The 19738-nt window shown below is 45.6% G+C and carries 18 protein-coding genes; 8 read left to right on the forward strand and 10 right to left on the reverse strand.

What is annotated here, in order from left to right:
- The first annotated feature begins 124 nt into the window (after positions 1 to 124).
- The 5 genes from J7529_RS09340 (at position 125) to J7529_RS09360 (ending at position 6021) form a co-directional block, all read left to right on the forward strand.
- On the forward strand, positions 125 to 2314 hold the full coding sequence (locus J7529_RS09340) for a hypothetical protein (protein ID WP_318728749.1): 2190 nt from the start codon (positions 125 to 127) through the stop codon (positions 2312 to 2314).
- 456 nt (positions 2315 to 2770) lie between these two features.
- On the forward strand, positions 2771 to 3958 hold the full coding sequence (locus tag J7529_RS09345; RefSeq protein ID WP_271944575.1) for a TRC40/GET3/ArsA family transport-energizing ATPase: 1188 nt from the start codon (positions 2771 to 2773) through the stop codon (positions 3956 to 3958).
- 33 nt (positions 3959 to 3991) lie between these two features.
- Positions 3992 to 4153, forward strand: coding sequence for a rubredoxin (gene rd / locus J7529_RS09350; RefSeq protein WP_271944573.1), 162 nt, complete (start codon positions 3992 to 3994; stop codon positions 4151 to 4153).
- Positions 4153 to 5382 carry an NAD(P)/FAD-dependent oxidoreductase gene (locus J7529_RS09355; RefSeq protein ID WP_318728750.1) on the forward strand — a complete coding sequence of 410 codons (1230 nt, stop codon included), beginning with the start codon at positions 4153 to 4155 and terminating at the stop codon, positions 5380 to 5382. The genes rd and J7529_RS09355 overlap by 1 nt, the downstream gene beginning before the upstream one ends.
- Before the next feature lie 27 nt (positions 5383 to 5409).
- Positions 5410 to 6021: a hypothetical protein gene (locus J7529_RS09360; RefSeq protein ID WP_318728751.1), complete on the forward strand. Its 612-nt coding sequence runs from the start codon at positions 5410 to 5412 to the stop codon at positions 6019 to 6021.
- Positions 6022 to 6495: 474 nt separating this feature from the next.
- On the opposite strand, the gene J7529_RS09365 is transcribed toward J7529_RS09360, so the two are convergent.
- On the reverse strand, positions 6496 to 6621 hold the full coding sequence (locus J7529_RS09365; RefSeq protein ID WP_271944566.1) for a hypothetical protein: 126 nt from the start codon (positions 6619 to 6621) through the stop codon (positions 6496 to 6498).
- A gap of 169 nt (positions 6622 to 6790) precedes the next feature.
- On the opposite strand from J7529_RS09365, the gene J7529_RS09370 reads away from it, so the two are divergent.
- Positions 6791 to 7714, forward strand: a complete 924-nt coding sequence (locus J7529_RS09370; RefSeq protein ID WP_318728752.1) for a phycobilisome rod-core linker polypeptide — start codon at positions 6791 to 6793, stop codon at positions 7712 to 7714.
- Between the two features lie 204 nt (positions 7715 to 7918).
- On the opposite strand, the gene J7529_RS09375 is transcribed toward J7529_RS09370, so the two are convergent.
- From J7529_RS09375 to lgt, 3 genes are all read right to left on the reverse strand, one after another.
- Positions 7919 to 9244 carry a TRAP transporter large permease subunit gene (locus J7529_RS09375; RefSeq protein ID WP_318728753.1) on the reverse strand — a complete coding sequence of 442 codons (1326 nt, stop codon included), beginning with the start codon at positions 9242 to 9244 and terminating at the stop codon, positions 7919 to 7921.
- A gap of 83 nt (positions 9245 to 9327) precedes the next feature.
- Positions 9328 to 9861 carry a TRAP transporter small permease subunit gene (locus J7529_RS09380; protein WP_271944561.1) on the reverse strand — a complete coding sequence of 178 codons (534 nt, stop codon included), beginning with the start codon at positions 9859 to 9861 and terminating at the stop codon, positions 9328 to 9330.
- A gap of 159 nt (positions 9862 to 10020) precedes the next feature.
- Positions 10021 to 10899, reverse strand: coding sequence for a prolipoprotein diacylglyceryl transferase (lgt, locus tag J7529_RS09385; protein ID WP_318728754.1), 879 nt, complete (start codon positions 10897 to 10899; stop codon positions 10021 to 10023).
- Positions 10900 to 10901: 2 nt separating this feature from the next.
- Here lgt and rlmN point away from each other — a divergent pair, with 2 nt between their 5' ends.
- Together rlmN and J7529_RS09395 are read left to right on the forward strand one after the other, a co-directional pair.
- Positions 10902 to 11972 carry a 23S rRNA (adenine(2503)-C(2))-methyltransferase RlmN gene (rlmN, locus tag J7529_RS09390; RefSeq protein ID WP_318728755.1) on the forward strand — a complete coding sequence of 357 codons (1071 nt, stop codon included), beginning with the start codon at positions 10902 to 10904 and terminating at the stop codon, positions 11970 to 11972.
- 92 nt (positions 11973 to 12064) lie between these two features.
- Positions 12065 to 13027, forward strand: coding sequence for an aldo/keto reductase (locus tag J7529_RS09395; RefSeq protein WP_318728756.1), 963 nt, complete (start codon positions 12065 to 12067; stop codon positions 13025 to 13027).
- 106 nt (positions 13028 to 13133) lie between these two features.
- Here the strand turns inward: J7529_RS09395 and J7529_RS09400 are convergent, their stop codons facing one another.
- From J7529_RS09400 to J7529_RS09425, 6 genes are all read right to left on the reverse strand, one after another.
- Positions 13134 to 13613 (reverse strand): CYTH domain-containing protein, encoded by a 480-nt coding sequence (locus J7529_RS09400; RefSeq protein WP_271944554.1) that lies wholly within the window; start codon positions 13611 to 13613, stop codon positions 13134 to 13136.
- Between the two features lie 216 nt (positions 13614 to 13829).
- Positions 13830 to 14552 (reverse strand): urea ABC transporter ATP-binding subunit UrtE, encoded by a 723-nt coding sequence (urtE, locus tag J7529_RS09405; protein ID WP_318728757.1) that lies wholly within the window; start codon positions 14550 to 14552, stop codon positions 13830 to 13832.
- Positions 14553 to 14630: 78 nt separating this feature from the next.
- A complete protein-coding gene (gene urtD, locus J7529_RS09410; RefSeq protein WP_318728758.1) occupies positions 14631 to 15404 on the reverse strand; it encodes an urea ABC transporter ATP-binding protein UrtD in 774 nt (257 codons plus the stop codon).
- Positions 15401 to 16582: an urea ABC transporter permease subunit UrtC gene (urtC, locus tag J7529_RS09415; protein ID WP_318728759.1), complete on the reverse strand. Its 1182-nt coding sequence runs from the start codon at positions 16580 to 16582 to the stop codon at positions 15401 to 15403. The genes urtD and urtC overlap by 4 nt, the downstream gene beginning before the upstream one ends.
- Entirely contained in the window at positions 16583 to 17767 is a 1185-nt protein-coding gene (locus tag J7529_RS09420) for a cyanophycinase (protein ID WP_318728760.1), read from the reverse strand. It lies immediately after the preceding gene.
- Between the two features lie 199 nt (positions 17768 to 17966).
- Positions 17967 to 19738: CHAT domain-containing protein (locus J7529_RS09425; protein WP_318728761.1), on the reverse strand; the 1772-nt coding region annotated here is incomplete at its 5' end.

Here is a 19738-nt window from a genome sequence, read left to right on the forward strand (position 1 = left end):
AACAGGGCTATAGGAATAGCAGAATAAATTCGCCTAAATCGTAATACCAGATTAAAATCGTTAATCCGGGTAAAGATTAGGATTGGATTGAGGGTGCGATAAACAGATGCAGGAACTTACCCATATGACTTCAGTGGATCAACCTTTCCAAGATTCGCCATCTTCGGTTGTCTTTGACAATCATTTATCTCCCCATGAAACCCTCTCTAAGCGGGTAATGTTAGCCTTGCTACGATGCAGCGGGCATCAATCTGCCCATTTAGAGAATTGGACATTAGCTGGATTTAACTCTGGATTTGCCCAGGGTTTTGGCTTCAATACCTCAGAACCCCCCACAGAATATTACGATCGCCCCTTTTTCGATTTTTTGCCAGCTTCGGGATATTCCACCCTACAACACTATTATTCTTGTCATTTGCTGGTTTTATTGCTGTCCCAGTTACTCACACAACTGCAAAGCACCCCCAGCAAGAAGGAAGAACTCGATCGCCTTAACTATCACATTCGAGAGCTGGAGCAGATCGTTAATACTCCTATCGTCGTTCAATTTAACCGCCCTTCCCAAGCTCCGGGTTGGTTACAACTGTGGTTCAATTCTGAAGGACTTAAAATTAGTGGAGTTCATCCGAAACTGGACGAATGGACTGTATTTAGCCGGCAACCGATGGGGGACAATCTTTTTGATGATTTGCAATGGCTAGAAAATTATACCGTCACGGGAGAGCTGATCCTGGAAGGGATTGAAGTGACTCAAACGGAACAAAAACAACGACTAATTAAACTTTTAACCAGTCCAGATTCTCTTTTAGAAGGCAATAAACTGCAATTGATTAATTACCAGTTACAGGAGCTATTCCGTGCCAGCTATTTGATGATTTTAAATGTAGATATGAATCAAGTGCGCCTTTTGGTAGGGAAAGTCTGTGGAACGCTAGAGAGCTATGTATTTCCTAGGGAGGAGCTAGATAGCCCTTATTTCATAACGGCTCTGGAACAAAACCAAGTATTGCGAGTGGGAGAAATCAATCCTCAAAGCGAAAAGCAGTGCGAGCGTACTTTATGGGAGGAGGGGGTACGCTCTCTGTTACTGATTCCCCTGCGATGGGATTATGAGCAACAGGGAAATCATCCAGAAATGTTAAGACTGATTGGGTTAGTTAGCGATCGCCCCCATAATTTTACAGCTCAAGATTGCCATTATGCCAGAGAACTTATTCCAGCTTTTGCCTGCGCCATGCGGCAAACGAACCACAATCAGTTAAACCCCATCCATCCAGCGGTGGCTTGGCGCTTTACCCAGGAAGCAGAACGACGCAGTTGGGGTTTTGAACCCGCACCCATTGTCTGTGAAAAAGTTTATCCCCTCTTTGGCATTTCTGATATTCGCGGTTCTTCTAATGAGCGAAATCGGGCAATTCAAGCGGATTTAATTCAACAATTTGAATTGGGATTGGCGATCTTAGAGGCAGTGGAAGAGGGTCAAAAAAATCGATTGATTGAGCAGATTAAAATTGACTTAGAGGCGTACAAAACGCGTATTGAAGGCAAAGTAACGGTTGATTCAGAGGTGACGGCAGTTCAGTATCTTCAAGAGCATTTTGAGATTTATTTTGATTACTTTTATCAATGTGGAGAATCTGCACAAAACGCGATCGATTGGTATCGTAAATGTGCCAATAACGATCGCCATTCAGTAGATACTGCCCGTAGAGCCTACGATCGGACGATTGATCGGATTAACGAGAATTTACTACAGACGTGGGAGCGTTGGCAAAAGCGAATGCAAGCGATTATTCCCCACTATTGCGATCTCGAATCTACCGATGGCATCGATCATATGATTTATGTGGGGAAATCGATTCATCATAGCTTTACGGCATTTCATTTGCACAGTTTGCGCTACGAGCAACTTTGCGCTCTGTGTGATGCGGCGCGCACGGGGATAAAACTGCATGAAGTGGATAAAATTTCCTTACAGCTTACCCATCTGGTGTTAGTGCAAGATGTGACGATCGATATTTGTCATGATGAAAATACAGAAAAAATCTTTGACGTGCAAGGGAGTCGAGATACCCGCTATGAAATCGTGAAAAAACGGATTGATAAGGGAGTCGATTTAGAAACTGGCGATCGCATTACTGCCCCTGGAATGCTCACCCTTGTCTATTCTACCGATGATGAGTGGAAAGAATACGAGCATTATCTCGATTATCTCCAACGAGAAGGCTGGATTGCTCCAGAAATCCTATCTGGTTCTGTCGCTCCCCTACAAGGTGTGGATGGACTACGCTATGCCCGAGTGCAGGTTTTATAGCAGTTCCCGCAGGGATGGGGAGATACGGATATAGGGAGACACTAAGACTTAACTTATAATGATCGCCTCGATATTGGATGGGACTACTTGGTTGATACTTTATTAATCACAACTTCATAGAGAAATGGGATTAGTTGCTCATAGTGCTCAGTAATTGATGTCTCACTAGAATTTGAAATGACTATATCCCTCTTCTGTCACTTTCGGATCTCGCGATCGCTGTATCCCCTTATAGACAGAGACATTTGCCGATCTGACTAGATTTTTGAGTTTCTGTTAGGAAAAAACGTCGCGATCGCGGATGCGGCAGTGTTTTCCCAGTTTGACAGAAGAGGGATTAAATAGAACTGGGGCGCATCTTGGATGAATCCTGTCTATCGCTAAGGGGTGCGATCGCTGGTAAAACCCGGTAAAGTAAAGAAGTGTAAACCATTTTCAGAAAAAGCCAAACCACCCATGCGTGTAATCTTAATGACCGGGAAAGGCGGAGTCGGGAAAACCTCCGTCGCAGCAGCAACTGGCTTACGTTGTGCAGAACTCGGCTATAAAACCCTAGTTTTAAGTACCGATCCTGCCCACTCCCTCGCCGATAGTTTCGATCTAGAATTAGGTCACGAAGCGCGATTAGTCAAACCCAACCTTTGGGGGGCAGAACTCGATGCTCTCATGGAGCTAGAAGGCAATTGGGGAGCCGTGAAACGCTACATTACCGAAGTCCTGCAAGCGCGAGGTTTAGATGGGGTGCAAGCGGAAGAACTGGCTATTTTGCCGGGAATGGATGAGATTTTTGGCTTAGTCCGCATGAAACGCCATTATGACGAAGGCAAATATGATGTCCTCATTATCGACTCTGCTCCTACTGGAACGGCCCTCAGATTGCTGAGTATTCCCGAAGTTGGGGGGTGGTACATGAGACGGTTTTACAAGCCCTTGCAGGGGATGTCTGTAGCGCTTAGACCCCTTGTTGAACCCCTGTTTAAGCCCATCGCCGGATTTTCCCTACCCAATAAAGAAGTGATGGATGCGCCCTATGAATTTTACGAGCAGATCGAAGAACTAGAGCGCGTTTTAACCGATAATCAGCAAACCTCGGTACGCTTGGTGACCAATCCAGAGAAAATGGTAATTAAGGAATCTTTACGCGCCCATGCCTATTTAAGTTTGTATAATGTTTCTACTGATATGGTTGTGGCTAATCGCATTATTCCCGATGAAGTCAATGACCCCTTTTTCCAACGTTGGAAAGCTCATCAACAGGAATATCGCCAAGAAATCCATGAAAATTTTAGTCCGCTTCCCGTCAAAGAAGTGCCTCTATTCTCTGATGAAATGTGTGGCTTAGAATCCTTGGAGCGCTTGAAGGAAACACTCTATAAAGAGGAAGACCCGACTCAGGTTTACTACGAAGAAAATACGATTCGAGTGGTACAAAATAAGGATCACTATAGCCTGGAATTATATTTACCCGGTATTCCCAAAGACCAAATCCAGTTGAATAAAACCGGAGATGAGTTAAATGTACGCATTGGTAACCATCGGCGCAATTTGGTTTTACCCCAATCTTTGGCCGCTTTAAATCCATCCGGGGCGAAAATGGAGGAAGATTATCTTAAGATTCGGTTTACAGAGATGGTGAAGGCTTAGAATCGGGATTATTCAGAGATTCAAGGGGGAGTTATGAAAAAATACGTTTGCACGGTTTGTGCCTATGTCTACGATCCCGAAGAAGGAGATCCCGATAGTGGGATTAAACCTGGTACAGCGTTTGAAGATATTCCCGATGATTGGGTCTGTCCAGTTTGTGGTGTGGGTAAAGAGGATTTTGAACCAGAAGATTAATGGGTAATGATGGGATCTTGATTATTGGAGGGGGAGCGGCCGGTTTTTTTGCAGCCATATCCTGCAAAACTGCTCATCCCCACACTGAGGTGATGCTCCTGGAAGCGGGCAAAACCCTGTTATCTAAGGTGCTGATTTCTGGAGGAGGCCGGTGTAATGTGACTCATGCTTGCTTCGATCCGGCCGCTCTGGTGCAGTCCTATCCCAGGGGAGCAAAGGCCTTGCGGGGGGCGTTTACCCGGTTTCAACCGAGCGATACGATCGCCTGGTTTGAGTCACACGGAGTTTCTCTAAAAACGGAAAGCGATGGCCGCATGTTCCCCGTCACCGATGATTCCCAGACGATCGCCAATTGTTTAATCCAACAAGCGAAAACCCTGGGAGTCGAGATCCATACCCGTTCCCCAGTACTGGGAGTGAATACAGAAGATCGTCAGTTTCGGGTACAGGTGAAGTCGGGTCAAGAGTTGCTGGAACTGAAGGGCAATCGCCTTTTGCTCGCAACGGGAAGTCATCCGAGCGGATATCAACTCGCTCAACGTCTCGGCCATACCCTCATTCCTCCCGTTCCTTCGCTGTTTACGTTCAAAATTAATAATGCTGCCCTGCGCGAGTTAAGCGGAATTTCGGTCACCGAAGCGCGAGTCGAATTACCAGACCTAAAATTAACCCAAACCGGCCCGGTTTTAATCACCCATTGGGGATTCAGCGGCCCGGCAATTTTGAAGCTATCCGCTTGGGGCGCAAGAGATTTAAAACAAACTCAGTATCAAACCTCTTTGAGGGTCAATTGGTTACCCCAATCTCGACCGGATGATGTGCGAGAACTGCTGCTAAAGGTTAAATCCCAATTAGGGGCAAAAACCCTATGGGCGAATTGTCCCGTTCCGATTCCTCGTCGTCTGTGGCAATATTTACTGGAAAAAGGGGGAATTGGCGATCGTCTACAGTGGGCGCAATTCTCCAAAACACAACTGAATAAACTCCTACAAACCCTTACTCAAGACCACTATCAAATTAGTGGCAAAGGCGTTTTCAAAGAAGAATTTGTCACTTGTGGCGGCATTCCCCTCAAAGAAGTCAACTTTAAAACCCTAGAAAGTCGCTGTTGTCCCGGCCTGCATTTTGCCGGTGAAATTCTCGATATCGACGGCATTACCGGCGGCTTCAACTTCCAAAATGCTTGGACAACTGGCTGGTTAGCCGGCCAAGGTATGATACAAGAATGAAGCTACGCGCTATAGGAGGCTGTATTCATGCCTTTTAGCCAATATAAAAGTATCGCTGATGTCGCCCAAAAATTCCAAATCAAGTATCGTATCGCCAACTTTGTACAAGAGGTACCCTTTACGGTTGAGGAAAGTTTTCGCAAAGACCTAGATTTTATCCTCACCCATGGAGCCATTTATCATTCCGAATATGCCATTTGTGAAAACTTAATTTACCCCATCTTAAAGGAAGTTTGGAAAGCCTATTATGATAAATTAGTCTTGTGGAGTCACCCCACACTCACTTATGATGAAACCCTTTACGGGCAACCCGATTATGTGGTTGCTCGACTCAATCCTTTAGGTCATCTCATTTTTGATAAACCCTATTTTCTGGTTATCGAAGCCAAACAAGATAAATTTGAGGAAGGGTGGGGGCAATGTCTGGCTGAATTGGTAGCTATTCAGAAAATAAATGAAGATTGGGAACAGAAAATTATTGGCATTGTTTCTAATGGTCGAGTCTGGGAGTTTGGACAACTCAAAGGAGATGAATTTACCCGTAACTCAGTTCCTTATATTACCAGTGATTTAGATCGACTCTTTGCTGTTATAAACGCTCTCTTTCATCAATGTTTGCTAGAATCAGAAGATATATAAATATACAGCGATATCAAAATGAAATTAGCAGAAGCCTTTGTTCCAAATTCTAAGGAAGCAAAAGGATTTAATAGTTATGGATAAATTCAGGAATGGTTGCCGGAAAAACACAGGGAGATAGTTAAGGATAAAACGGGGCATAAAACACAGGGTAAGCTCATCTAATTTGGTAGCCAATGTACCAGAAGTGTTGAATGTTAGCTTAATGCCGAAAAAAAGAGGATAAAATATGGTATTCTATCATCAAATATTTAAATAATATTCTCGCCTATGGTAGATTCTTTTACCAATCTTGTCAAACCCATTCTCAAGTCATTATCTCCTCATAACTACTTTACCTCTTTTAGCGATCGCCAACTTTCAGTTGATGTTTTCAGCAAAATACCACCGAAAAAGGTCGCTATAGCGACCTTTGAGCTGCCTTGTAACCCCTTGAGGTTCGCCCCAGTAAAATTCTAATATCCCTTCTTCTGTCTATTGGTCGTAGGTGTTGGCGACGGAAGCGGAGGACTCATAGCGACGAGCGGTAACCAGATCGAGGATAATGGAGATCGTCATTAACGCTAAAATGACACCCGCACCTAAAAACAAGATATTCATCAAAATAGAGAATTGGTATGAATGCTTTATTTGAGAATAAATGATTTTGCAGATCCTTACAGCTTTTAAGCATTGATATTGTCATGCCATGCTGTTAAGCTTGTCTTGCGCGACTTTTAATAAGCAGACAAAAGTTTATTCACATTTTATATTAAGTTGGAGGAATTCCATGGGGATTATCGCACCATCAGAGGATCGATCGGCGCAATTCTATCAGGCATACCAGCCTTTTAAGGAAACCGCACCGGTTGAACTGTGTTCTGGTTTCTCGGATACTGATGCCCAGATCGCGATCCGAGCAGTTTACCGCCAGGTGTTGGGCAATGCCCATGTGATGGAAAGCGAGCGGCTTACCGTTCCTGAGTCCCAACTGAAACGGGGACAATTGAGTGTGCGCGAATTTGTCCGCCAGGTGGCCAAGTCAGATCTCTATCGTTCCCGTTTCTTTGAAAATTGCTATCGATACCGGGCAATCGAGCTGAACTTTAAGCATCTACTCGGACGCGCGCCTGATAATTTCGAGGAAATGCGCTACCACAGCACCGTTTTGGACCAGAGCGGGTTTGAGGCCGATATTGATACTTATTTGGATAGCGATGAGTATCAGACGACCTTTGGGGAAAGCATTGTACCCTATTATCGGGGCTATCGCACCCAGCCAGGGCAATCGATGCTGGAATTTACGAATATGTTGCAATTACTGCGGAGTGCTTCGAGTAGCGATAAGGATTTGGCCACTCAAAATAAACCACAATTGACCCGTGCCCTGATCCAAAATTCGCCCTATGGACAGCTCAAGGTCAAGGATGTCAGTGAAATCCTGGCAGAGGTGCTCAGACCTAAGTATCAGTTCATGACGACAACACGCATTACAGCAGAGCAAGCCGCTAACGACCTGGCTTTGCAGCAAAGGATGCAGGAGCAAGCGGAGGAAATCGATCGCTTGCAAAAGCAATTGGCCGATTTACGCCCCTTTGCGGCGATCGGAGCAACACAAGCCAAAAGTGATTGGCGCTCTTCGGTGGTCTCTGCTTCTGAGGAGACATCGGCTTCCCTGCAACAAAACAACAGGCAGATGCACAATCAGCTCTGATTGCCTTGTTGCAAGAACAGCTTGCTGAAACCCGACGCTACGCCACTATTGGAGAAGCTCGCTTGAATAAATGGCGCAGCCGTATATTCAACGGTTAGTGTTCTGGCCCTAATCCCATTTCTCTATGAAGATGCCCTTAATAGGTTGCTCTAAGTCCCTTGTTTCCTCAGGATACATTAGTGGCAAGCTTAAAGAGAAATGGGATTACAACTTCAACGAAGGTAAAAAGCTCACAATACCAGGGACAAGAATCAGTAACACCATCACAATTAATTGCAGAATAATAAACGGAATAGCTCCTTGGTAAATTTCCTCCGTTCGCACTTCTGGGGGGGCGACACCGCGTAGATAGAAGAGGGCAAAGCCGAAGGGAGGGGTGAGGAAAGAGGTTTGCATATTGGCTCCTAAAATTACGCCAAACCAAACCAAATCTAAGTTAAATTGTTGGGCGATGGGGACAAACATGGGAACGACGATAAAGACGATTTCAAAGAAATCAATGAAAAAGCCCAGGATAAAGACGATCGCCATACTGATGATGAGAAATCCGATCGCTCCTCCCGGTAGATTCGTAAACCATTCCCGGACTAGACGCTCTCCCCCTAAACCGCGAAAGACTAAACTAAAGGCTTTGGAGCCGATTAAGATAAATACCACCATACAAGTGGTGCGTAAGGTGACATCGCAGACTTCCTGCAAACTGGTCCAAGTGAGTTGGTGATTGGCAGAGGCTAAGGCGATCGCCCCTAAACAGCCCACTGCACCCGCTTCTGTGGGAGTGGCAATGCCAAAGAAGATACTCCCCAAAATCATGAAGATCAGTAAAATGGGCGGAATCATCACTTTGAGGACGCGCATTCCCAACCCTGGCGCTTTGCGGACTTCAGCCGGAAGGGGGGGAGCCAGATCGGGACGGATATTAGCAATAACCAATACATGGATTAAAAAGGCTGTGGTCATCAACAAACCGGGAATTAATGACCCCATAAATAGATCCCCAACGGATACCCCTAACTGGTCTCCGAGTACCACTAACACGACGCTAGGGGGGATAATTTGTCCTAGAGTTCCCGATGCTGTAATCACTCCCGCAGCGAGGGAGCGATCGTACCCATAGCGCAGCATTGTCGGTAAAGAAATCAAACCCATTGCCACGACGGTTGCTGCGACGACTCCGGTGGTTGCAGCTAAAAGCGCTCCAACTAGGATAACGGCGATCGCTAAACCTCCCCGCACTCTGCCAAACAAAATCCCCATGGTTTCCAGCAAATTCTCGGCAATACCGGACTTTTCCAGCATCGAACCAATGAAAATAAAATAGGGAATCGCCAGCAGGGTAAAATTCTTCATGATGCCGAAAATCTGCTCGGGCATCGCTGACCACAAGATAGGGTCAAACGTCCCCACTGCCATACCGATGAGGGTAAACAGAAGAGCAGTAGCGCCAAGGGAAAAAGCTACCGGATAACCGATCGCCAGCAGAAACAGCGCTCCGACAAACATAAGAGGGCCAAGCCAATCCAAAGCCATGTCAGATGAGGGGAAACAGAATGTGAATACCCTATCATCAAATGGGCTAGTAATCGGTAATCGAGAATAGGGAAAACTGGTTATTAGTCGGTTTTGTCGGAGTGGTTGACAACAAAGTCTAAGTTTTTAATTGCTTGGGAAATTCCTTGTAGAATCAGTAAACCAAAACTCACCAAAATCATGGTTTTAATCGGGTAGCGCACCAAACCACCAGGATCGGGGGAGTTTTCTAGCAGTTTCCAAGAGTTGACAACTGACCCAGTAGAATAGAAGAGAATCATCGTACAAAACGGAATTAAAAAGAGTAGGGAACCCACTAAATCTACCCAGGCTTTTTGTTTCGGAGTTAAGCGACTTTGGATCACATCCACCCGTACATGATTGTTGTGTTTCAGGGTATAAGCTGTGCCTAAAAGAAACACCAAATCGAACAGATACCATTGAATTTCCAAAAGGGCATTGGAGCTAAGATTTTGCCCAACTGCCCGCCCCACATAGCGTCCAAAGACATTCCAAGAACCGACTCCGACCATCACCAAAGTGAGCCAATAGGCCGCTCTGCCAATGCGCTCATTCAGGCGATCGATATTCCGAGATAGACGTAATAAGAATTCCACGTGCTCTTTTCCTAGGTTATGAACAGACAAATGAATAAAAATCGGTCAAGTCTTCCGGATCGGTTCTGGTATTCAAGGGAATAAAGAAATGGTAGATGCACCCTGATCCAGCCCCTGGAGGTTAGCCTCCGGGGCTTTTTTTGGCTCATTGGCTGCAATTTAGGCATTGTTATCTGTCGTAGACACTACATCCGGCAACGGGCGATCGAAGCCATAAAGCCAAACTAAGCCCAAAACCCCCAAAGAAATTGCCCCTAAACTCACCAACTGGGCAATTCTGAACTCTGCCAACATTAAGCTATCGGTACGCAGTCCCTCAATCCAGACCCGACCTAGGCTATAGGCAATCATATACACCATAAATATCGTACCCAGTTTCAGGGGCGGTTTGCGGTTTAAGCTATAAAAGAATAGTGCCAGAAGCAGAGTAAAAACCAACAAATTCCAGAGAGATTCATAAAGAAACGTGGGGTGGAAATAGTCAAATTCAACATATTCTAGGGGACGGCGATCGACGGGAATAAATAACTTCCAGGGTAAATCTGTCGGTTTACCAAAGGCTTCTGAATTAAAAAAGTTACCCCAGCGCCCGATCGCCTGTCCCAAAATTAGAGACGGAGCAACTAAATCTGTTAACATCCAAAACGAAATCCGGTTCAGTCGTGCAAAAATCAATACAGCCAACAGTCCTCCTAAAATCGCTCCATGAATGGCGATTCCCCCTTTCCAAATAGCGAAGATCTCCCCTGGACGGTCAGCATAATTGGGCCATTGGAATAACACATAGTACAGTCTCGCCGCAGGAATCGCCCCCAGCACTAACCAAATCGCTACATCTGAGATCGCATCGGGATGCACACCACGACGTTGAGCCAAATACTGGGACAAGGTTACTCCCAACAAGACTGCCGAAGCAATTAACAAGCCATACCAACGGATCGCCAAATTACCAATTTGGAAAATAATCGGGCCAGGAGAGGCAAATTCAAAGGCTAAGGGCAAAATAGAACTATTCCACCCAATCTCAAGACCAATCATCAATGTCTCTTTCCCCGAAAGCATCTAATATCAATTCTCCAGTTATATCATCTCCTGTTCTAGACTCCCCCTTACTCGGTCAATCCTTAGAGTCTCTCACCACTTGGGTTCAAGATTGCGGGCAACCTGCCTATCGAGGCCGCCAATTACACCAGTGGCTTTATCAAAAAGGGGCGCGATCGCTGCCAGAAATTACGGTATTTCCCCAAGCTTGGCGACAGGAAATGGCTCAGGTTAATATCGGTCGTTCTACGCTCCATTATCGAGCGATCGCCCCCGATGGTACGATTAAATATCTCCTGCAACTCCAAGACGGAGAAATTATTGAGACCGTCGGTATTCCTACTGCTAAACGGCTCACCGTCTGTGTTTCCTCCCAAGTCGGATGTGCCATGGGTTGCGATTTCTGTGCTACGGGTAAAGGGGGATTTGTCCGCCATCTCCAATCCCACGAAATTGTCGATCAAGTCTTAACGGTGCAAAATGACTTTGGGCGGCGCGTCAGTCATATTGTCTTTATGGGAATGGGTGAACCCCTACTCAACTTGGATTCTGTCTTAAAATCGCTCCACTGTTTAAATAAAGATGTGGGGATTGGCCAACGACAAATGACTGTTTCTACGGTTGGTATTGCTAAACGGATTCGCCAATTCGCCAAAGCTCAACTGCAAATTACCCTCGCGGTCAGTCTCCACGCCTCAAATCAAGCGTTGAGAGAAAAATTAATTCCCAGCGCTCTGCGATATGCGCTGCCCCAATTAATGGATGAATGTCGGGAGTACGTTAAGCTTACTGGCCGGCGGATTACGTTTGAATATATTTTATTGGGAGGCGTGAACGATCTGCCCCAACATGCTGTGGAATTGGCCCACCTCCTACGGGGATTTCAAAATCATGTTAATTTAATTCCTTACAATCCCATTAGTGAAGTTGATTATCAGCGTCCCAATAGCGAGCGCATTCAGCAATTTCAGGAGATTTTGACGAAGCACCATATTGCGGTGAGTGTGCGCTATTCGCGGGGTTTAGAGGCGGATGCTGCTTGTGGGCAATTGAGGGCTTCTCGCGCTTAAGAATACTAGGTTTGTTGCTGCGCTAAAGCACAACAATGAAGGACATAGTTGCTGAAAACAACCGGTTCTAAATTAGTGAAGGAGGGAGAATCATGCAAACTTATGTTTTAGGCAATACGGAGATTGAGATTACACCCATTATTATGGGGACTTGGCAAGCGGATAAAGGCATGTGGGCCGGTACGGATGAGGAGGAGCTGATTGAAGGGCTAAGAGCGGGTTTCGAGGCGGGAATAACGACGGTCGATACGGCATCCGAGTATGGGAATGGGGATTCTGAGCGTCTGGTAGCCAGAGCGTTGCGGGATGTGCGAGATCAGATGGTTTTTGTGACTAAGTTATGGGTGAGTGATTTTCGCTATGATGCAGCGATCGCGGCCTGCGAGCAGTCGTTAAGGAATTTACAAACGGATTATATTGATTTGTATCAATTGCATTGGCCCTCTGGCAGTTGGGGAAGTGAGATCGTACCGATCGCCGAAACGATGCAAGCCATGGTCGAGTTAAAGCAACAGGGCAAAATTCGGGCGATCGGGGTGTCTAATTTTTCTGTGGCGCAAATGGAAGAAGCAGGGCAATATGGCCCCATTGACAGTTTACAACCCCCCTATTCCCTGTTTTGGCGCGCCATTGAAGGGGAAATTCAAAACTATTGCATCGAGCAGAATTGGTCAATTCTTGCCTATTCTCCCCTCTGCCAAGGATTACTCACGGGTAAATTCGGTCCGGATCATCAATTTCCTCCTGGCGATCATCGGGCGAAAAACAAGCTGTTTGTCAATCGAGATCACTACCAACGAGTACAACAGGCCCTAGAACAATTACGCCCTATCGCTGCTCAAAAAGCGTGTACTTTAGCACAACTGGCTCTGGCGTGGGTCATGGCTCAACCGCGCACCCATGCGATCGCCGGTTTTCGCAATGTCCAACAAGTGCAAGATAACGCGATCGCCGCAGAAATGCAGCTTTCGGAGGCAGAACTAGAGGAGATTGAGGCGATCGGCTCCACCGTTACAGATTACCTAGAATATGACCCCGTTCTCTGGGCTTTTTGATGCACTGCGATCGTGCCCTCTTGACATCTAAGTGAGATTCAGGCTTTTCCGCTTGCATACTATTGATCGATCGAGTCGGGTAAAACTTGGAATATTAGGGTATTCCTTAAGGTTTCCATTGACTATAGGGATGGTTCGCTAAATAAGAGTTAAAATAACGGTGATCTTCGGAAACTTCTTGACCGACCCATTCGGGTAATTCAATGTCTTGATTGGCATCGGCGAGTTCAACTTCTGCCAGAATTAATCCTTGATTTTCTCCAGCGAATTCATCAATTTCCCAAACCATGCCACCCCAATTTAGGGTATAGCGAATTTTGTCGATTTGGGGGCGATCGCACAAATACTCTAGCATTTCCTGAGCATCTTCTAAGGGAATTGGATATTCATATTCTAAGCGATGAATGCCAGAAGACCCAGAGGCTAAGGATTTCAGGGTTAAGTAGCCGCGATCGCCAGCAATCCGCACACGAACGGTCTGATGATTTTGAGTGCGAATATAACCTTGGTGATAGTGGGTGGCTGTACCTAATCCACGCCAACTTTCCCCATTTACTAGAAATTTGCGTTCAATTTCAATCGCCATAATATTAAGGAATTTAAGAAAAGGGGAAAATCTGATTTTCCCTATTGCCTATTGCTAGAGGACCTCCTCCCTAACTTATCACAGAGCGCTATAATCTACGCTGTAGACTCTAGACCTTAAATGAAGACTGATTATGTTTAAAGACTGGACTTCTGATGATTGGATTAATCATATTGCGTTTATAGTGACGATCGCCATTTTAGTCTGGTCGTTTCTCTAAACGGCTAGAAATTCCTGAATCACATCTTGACTGAGTTCTTCAGTTGGCCCGGAGGCAACAATCCCCCCTTTCTGCATGGCGTAATACCAGTCAGCTTGACGGACAAAGTGCAGATGCTGTTCAACCAGGAGTACAGAGATCCCTGTCGTTTCAATAATTTTACGCACGGCTGCTTCAATTTCGAGGATAATCGAGGGTTGAATGCCTTCAGTTGGTTCATCAAGAACCAGGAGTTGCGGACGGCCCATGAGAGCGCGGGCGATCGCCAATTGTTGTTGTTGTCCTCCACTCAAGTCCCCTCCCATGCGCCATAACATGCTCTCTAGAACGGGAAATAGCTCGTAAATATAGGGGGGGATCTCCTTCTTTTTCCCTGCACGTCCAGACTCCAAACCTAGGAGCAGGTTTTCTTTGACGGTGACTCTGGGGATAATCTCCCGACCTTGGGGCACATACCCAATACCGAGTTTAGCGCGGCGATCGGGGGACAGACCGACAATACTTTGCTTTTCTAAATAAATATCACCACTGCGAGGTTTTAACACTCCCATAATGGTCTTGAGCAGGGTCGTTTTCCCCACCCCATTACGACCAATTAAACAGACCATTTGGCCCGGTTTCACTCCTAAGTCCACATTCCGTAGAATATGACTTTCTCCATAATAAACATTCAAGCCAGATACCTTTAAAATGGGTTGGGAGGATAGGTCTTGGTTCATGATTATAGTGCTTCAAGCTGGTAAGGGGTAATGGGGAAACTGTCTAGATTGATCGCCTATGATCTGTGATGTCCTGCTTTATAGCGAATCTATTGACTTCGGATCGTCTGATTCTGATTGTCCGAGGTAGACTTCAATCACCCGTGGATCGTTTTGCACCTCTTCTATGGAGCCTTCACAAAGTACAGAACCTTGGTGTAAGACGGTGACTTTACGGGCAATTTGGCGGACGAATTCCATGTCATGCTCAATGACAATAATGGAGTGACTTTCAGCTAAACTCAGTAATAAATCTCCGGTTTGTTCCGTTTCTTCATCAGTTAACCCCGCAACCGGTTCATCGACTAATAAAAGATCGGGGGATTGGGCGACTAACATGCCAATTTCTAAGCGTTGTTTTTCCCCATGGGATAAGAGAGCCGCTTGAATATCGCCCTTCAGGGAAAGTCCGGTAATCTCGAGCAGGTGATTCAGGCGCTGGCGATCGCTCCCTGGAGGACGACTCAAGAGCGTCGAAAATACGTTCTTATTAGGATTACAGCTTAGTTCCAGGTTTTCCCTTGGGGTGAGATTCAGATAAACTCGTGGGGTTTGAAACTTGCGACCAATGCCTAAACGGGCGATTTGATGTTCAGCTAAACGGCGAGTATTCAGACCTTTGAAATGAACTTGTCCGGTTGTGGGCTGAGTTTTGCCTGTAATCACATCTAGAAACGTAGTTTTTCCCGCTCCATTCGGACCAATAATCACCCGAAGTTCCCCGGGTTCCATACTAAAATTAAGTTGATTCAGCGCCCTAAAGCCATCAAAATCAACAGTTAAATTTTCAATCTCTAGAATAGCGTTGCTCATGATTTTTCTTCAAACTGTTCCCGCTCTCTTTGCACTTCCGGGTCTTGGTCTAAACTGGGATAAGTCACGACGTTTTTGTTGCCCAAACGTGCTTGTATCCAATTCCAGCCATCGGTTCTCAACCACCCCACAACCCCACTAGGCAATACCATCACCACAATTAAGAATAATGCTCCTTGGAAAAACAGCCAAATTTCTGGAAATTGTTCGCTTAATCCACTGCGGGCAAAGTTAACCAAAAGCGCCCCTAAAATTGCACCAACTAAACTTGCTCTTCCTCCCACAGCAACCCAGATCACCATTTCAATTGAGAAAGCAATATCCATCGCTTTGGGAGAAATGATACCGGTTTGTAGGGTAAATAAGGCCCCAGCTAATCCAGCTAATCCAGCAGAAATAGCAAACACGAGAACTTTGTAACCGGTCGGGTTATAACCCGAAAAACGCACTCGACTTTCATCATCGCGAATAGCAATTAAGAGACGACCGAAGCGACCGCTTGTCAGCCAACGGCACAGGGCATAAGTTAGGGCTAAAAAGAGGATAGTAATCAGATAAAATCCGACTTGAGTTTTCGGGTCGTTGACAGTAAAGCCCAGGAGAGTTTTAAAGTCGGTGAGGCCATTAGTTCCATTAATCAGTTTTTGTTGACCATTGAAAAAGTTGAAGAATACAATGGTTGAGGCTTGGGTGAGGATAGAAAAGTAAACTCCGCGAATGCGATTTCGGAAGACTAAATAACCTAAAAATCCTCCTAATAATGCCGGAACCAAGATAACGGCTAAAGCAGCGATTGGAAAGGGGCCAAAAGGTTCCCAAAACCAGGGAAGTTCTGTGACTCCATAGAGAGTCATAAATTCGGGCAGTTGAATACTGGAGTCGGGAGGAATTTGTAGTTTCATATGCATGGCAATCGCATAACCTCCCAGGGCAAAAAATACACCATGCCCCAAACTCAACAGTCCCGTGAAGCCCCAAATGACATCGATACCGAGAGCAACAATAGCTAAAGCTAGAAATCGCCCCAATAGGTTTAACCGAAAGGGAGACAGGATAAACGGCATGAGGATCATTAAGATTAGGGCAATAGCAATGACCAATCCTAATTCGATCCACAGGTTTTGGCGACGTTTTTTTTGTTGAGCAATTCGACCAACTTCTAAAGGGCTTTTTAACATCTAAGGTGACTTCAGTTCGTCATATAAAACGGGTTTCATCTGTATGGGTTTTACCGCAGCATAGATGTTTAAAACTGTGTAGCTCGTTACGCCCAATGCACCCGTGTAATATCCTAGACTATCTTGTCCTTTCCAAAATGTAAACTTAAAACCTAGACGGGCTTTGCGATCTGAGGATAAGGGGTTAAACGCTAGAGCAATCGCTTCCTGTTGTTGACTATCAATAAGGTGAGCAAGGAGATCATCAAGGACGCTATGGGCTAATAAATCGGGGTAGAAGCGATCGCCGCTCATATAAGGCTGAAAATAGGGATCGTTCGGGTCAATTTTATCACCATTTAACTTAATTTGGCTTAAGCTTATTTTTTGGGTTTGCAAGTGGTAGCGATCGCCTTTTCCTAAATAACTGAGTCGAATGCCATCAAGATTGAATTCGGGGATTTTGGGGTCATCATAGGACTCTGATAAATCCATTACTAGTACCCCTTGATCGCCAATGACTTCGGCTTCATCATTTTGCACTACGAGAGCCGTATTTTCATCAATACCAAATCCCAGTTTATAACCAATAGTTTGCATAATGACGAGCGATCGCCCTAACCGTCCTCGGACTAAAAAATGCTGATCGACAAAAAAATCTGGGCCAATAAAGCCTAACCCTCGATTAATTTCTCTTCCCCAGTGAACCCCAAATTTCATCACATCTAAAATATCAGGAGGATGGCGAAACATGGTAGTACTCATGATCGCTGCTCCCGCACTGGTTCCAGCAACCACACCTCCTTGACGATAAATCTCCCAAATGACATCGAGCATAGGGGTATGTCCACCCGATTCTGCATACAAAGCTTGGGTAATATAGGACTGATCTCCACCCGTGAAAAAGACCCCATTACATTCACGAACTTGAGCTAACAGTTGGGGGTCATAAACGGCTTCTCGGTAATCTACATCACGATTTTTTACCGCTACCGGAATGGCGATCGCTTCTGCACCCTGTTCATTTAAAGCGTTAACTGTATAATTGGTCTTTTGAGGATTACGACTTGCTGTCGGAAAAACTGCAATTTTAGCCCCTTTTCCCCCGGATAATTCCACAATTCGCTTCCATATTTCATGATTATTATACCGGAGTGCTCCCCCAATAATCACTAGCGATCCAGCCGGTTTAGAGACTTCAGACATCTGTTTACTCAGTCAGCTAACGGTCATCTTCTCGAAAGATACGAATAGAGACCCCATTTTACCGGAAAAGGGATGGATGACCCACATAGATTCCTGTCTTTGAGGATAGAATGCCACATTCTATCCTCTTTTTTTCGAGATTAAGCTAACTTTTAACACCTCTGTGTCATTCCCTCAGCCATCAACTGTAATACTCCAATTACCAAGGCGAACCAATCATCGTAAACCCTGACCAATAATAGGGATGGGCTAAATGTCGCTCTGGCACATTGGCTAATACTGAAGGCAGAGAAACATTTCCACCTCGAGTAGCCCGTAATTGTCCCGCTTCAATACGCACTTGACCCCTAAGCATAGCAAGCTGTGCCTCTCGGAGAGCATCGGATTTAAGCTGGGCATTCCTCAAGTAATCATAGAATTGGGTCATCAGGGCTAATGTCCCTTCATCAGAAACATACCAAAGACTCGCTACAGCCGTTTTCACCCCCGCTTGTACGGCCAATCCTGCAAATCCTAACTCTGCGGATGGATCGCCAACTGCGGTACGACAGGCACTTAAGACCAATAGTTCAACTTGGGGATTATCCCATCCTAATGTTCTTAAATTATCTAAGGTCAGTTGTTCATTCCACAGTTGAATATAAGAATTTTTAGGAGATCCAGCCTTGAATTCAGCATGGGTCGCTAAATGCACGATCGCCGAAGGGGAAAACTGGCGTTGAGACATCAAGTTATTGAGAGTAAAGTCGTTATTTAAAAAGGATTTGCCTCTCCATAAATCTTTCGTGATCGTATCAAGCTCGATAGGAACTGCGGGTAAAGGTTCTTGTTGACTAAACTGAGAGGCTCCAAAGGCTAGGACTTCGGCATTTTCTAAGGATTGGTATCGGGTATCGGTGAGCAATAGCGAAGGAATTAATCCCAAATTATATTTCTCTACTAGAAATTGTTCGCCATCATGCAGAGCTGCCACAGGGAGCGATCGCAATCCCACATCCATACTGAAGACTAAAACATCTGCTCCAACCTCTTCTAACTGATCTTCTATGGGTGCAATTAACCATTGATAGAGTTTTTGTGCATAGGGCAAATAACTGGTGCTATTGCGTTTACGAGGATTGGTCAATTCGCCTCTGAAGTTTTGGATCGCTTCGAGTAACTCCTCTCGTTTTGCCTCTGGAACACTGGTGTAGATTGAATCTCCTCTCGGAGTGACTAAGATTAAATCCAGTTGATCGGGTCGAGCGATCACATAAGAAATCACAGTTGTTTTGCCAGTCAGTTCCTCAATTTCAGCTAGACGCTCTTGGAATTTTTCGACAGACTGAACAGTCTCATCAACTTCATATTCTTCTCCAGTATAAACGGATAATTCATCACTAAATAATCCATCAATGGATAACACCGCATCATTGAAATAGCCAGCATCTATCTCCGTATGCACATTGGCTCGTGCCTCTCTCAACCCTTCTACACGAGCAACTCGGTCAGCGGCAGGAGCATTTGGGCTGGGTTGGCCAGCGTCCTGGCCTTCTTCTCCCTGAGCACTAGGTTGTCGGGGGCCGGGTTGGTCTTCTGCGGGTTCAGGGCCAGCTTGGGGTTGCGATCTCTCTTGGGGTTCTCTATCTGGAGCAGGAGCGCGATCTCCTCCAGGACCATCGGAACCGGGTTCACCAAAATTACCTCCAGGACCATCGGAACCGGGTTCACCAACATCTCCTCCAGGACCATCTCCTTGTGTTCCCAAGTCACTCTCTGGCCCAAAATTGCCCAACTGCTCATTCAAAGATACAGAATTCTCTAAACCTTCTCTACTGGTATTTAGCCGATCAACATTCTCCCCAAACTCTTGTGGGGCAGAATTAGTAGGGGTATTCAAGTTACCATCTTGGGGAGGTTGTTCTCCTGTTGGAGGTTGTTCTCCTGTTGGAGGTTGTTCTCCTGTTGGAGGTTGTTCTCCTGTTGGAGGTT

Source organism: Roseofilum sp. Guam (genome assembly GCF_017746735.1).
Lineage (GTDB): Bacteria > Cyanobacteriota > Cyanobacteriia > Cyanobacteriales > Desertifilaceae > Roseofilum > Roseofilum reptotaenium.

Bases quoted from the DNA above. Each gene is read 5' to 3' on its own strand.
- J7529_RS09340 (WP_318728749.1), top strand. From the start codon at position 125: ATGACTTCAGTGGATCAACCTTTCCAAGATTCGCCATCTTCGGTTGTC.
- J7529_RS09345 (WP_271944575.1), top strand. From the start codon at position 2,771: ATGCGTGTAATCTTAATGACCGGGAAAGGCGGAGTCGGGAAAACCTCC.
- rd (WP_271944573.1), top strand. From the start codon at position 3,992: ATGAAAAAATACGTTTGCACGGTTTGTGCCTATGTCTACGATCCCGAA.
- J7529_RS09355 (WP_318728750.1), top strand. From the start codon at position 4,153: ATGGGTAATGATGGGATCTTGATTATTGGAGGGGGAGCGGCCGGTTTT.
- J7529_RS09360 (WP_318728751.1), top strand. From the start codon at position 5,410: ATGCCTTTTAGCCAATATAAAAGTATCGCTGATGTCGCCCAAAAATTC.
- J7529_RS09365 (WP_271944566.1), bottom strand. From the start codon at position 6,621: ATGAATATCTTGTTTTTAGGTGCGGGTGTCATTTTAGCGTTAATGACG.
- J7529_RS09370 (WP_318728752.1), top strand. From the start codon at position 6,791: ATGGGGATTATCGCACCATCAGAGGATCGATCGGCGCAATTCTATCAG.
- J7529_RS09375 (WP_318728753.1), bottom strand. From the start codon at position 9,244: ATGGCTTTGGATTGGCTTGGCCCTCTTATGTTTGTCGGAGCGCTGTTT.
- lgt (WP_318728754.1), bottom strand. From the start codon at position 10,899: ATGATTGGTCTTGAGATTGGGTGGAATAGTTCTATTTTGCCCTTAGCC.
- rlmN (WP_318728755.1), top strand. From the start codon at position 10,902: ATGTCTCTTTCCCCGAAAGCATCTAATATCAATTCTCCAGTTATATCA.
- J7529_RS09395 (WP_318728756.1), top strand. From the start codon at position 12,065: ATGCAAACTTATGTTTTAGGCAATACGGAGATTGAGATTACACCCATT.
- J7529_RS09400 (WP_271944554.1), bottom strand. From the start codon at position 13,613: ATGGCGATTGAAATTGAACGCAAATTTCTAGTAAATGGGGAAAGTTGG.
- urtE (WP_318728757.1), bottom strand. From the start codon at position 14,552: ATGAACCAAGACCTATCCTCCCAACCCATTTTAAAGGTATCTGGCTTG.
- urtD (WP_318728758.1), bottom strand. From the start codon at position 15,404: ATGAGCAACGCTATTCTAGAGATTGAAAATTTAACTGTTGATTTTGAT.
- urtC (WP_318728759.1), bottom strand. From the start codon at position 16,582: ATGTTAAAAAGCCCTTTAGAAGTTGGTCGAATTGCTCAACAAAAAAAA.
- J7529_RS09420 (WP_318728760.1), bottom strand. From the start codon at position 17,767: ATGTCTGAAGTCTCTAAACCGGCTGGATCGCTAGTGATTATTGGGGGA.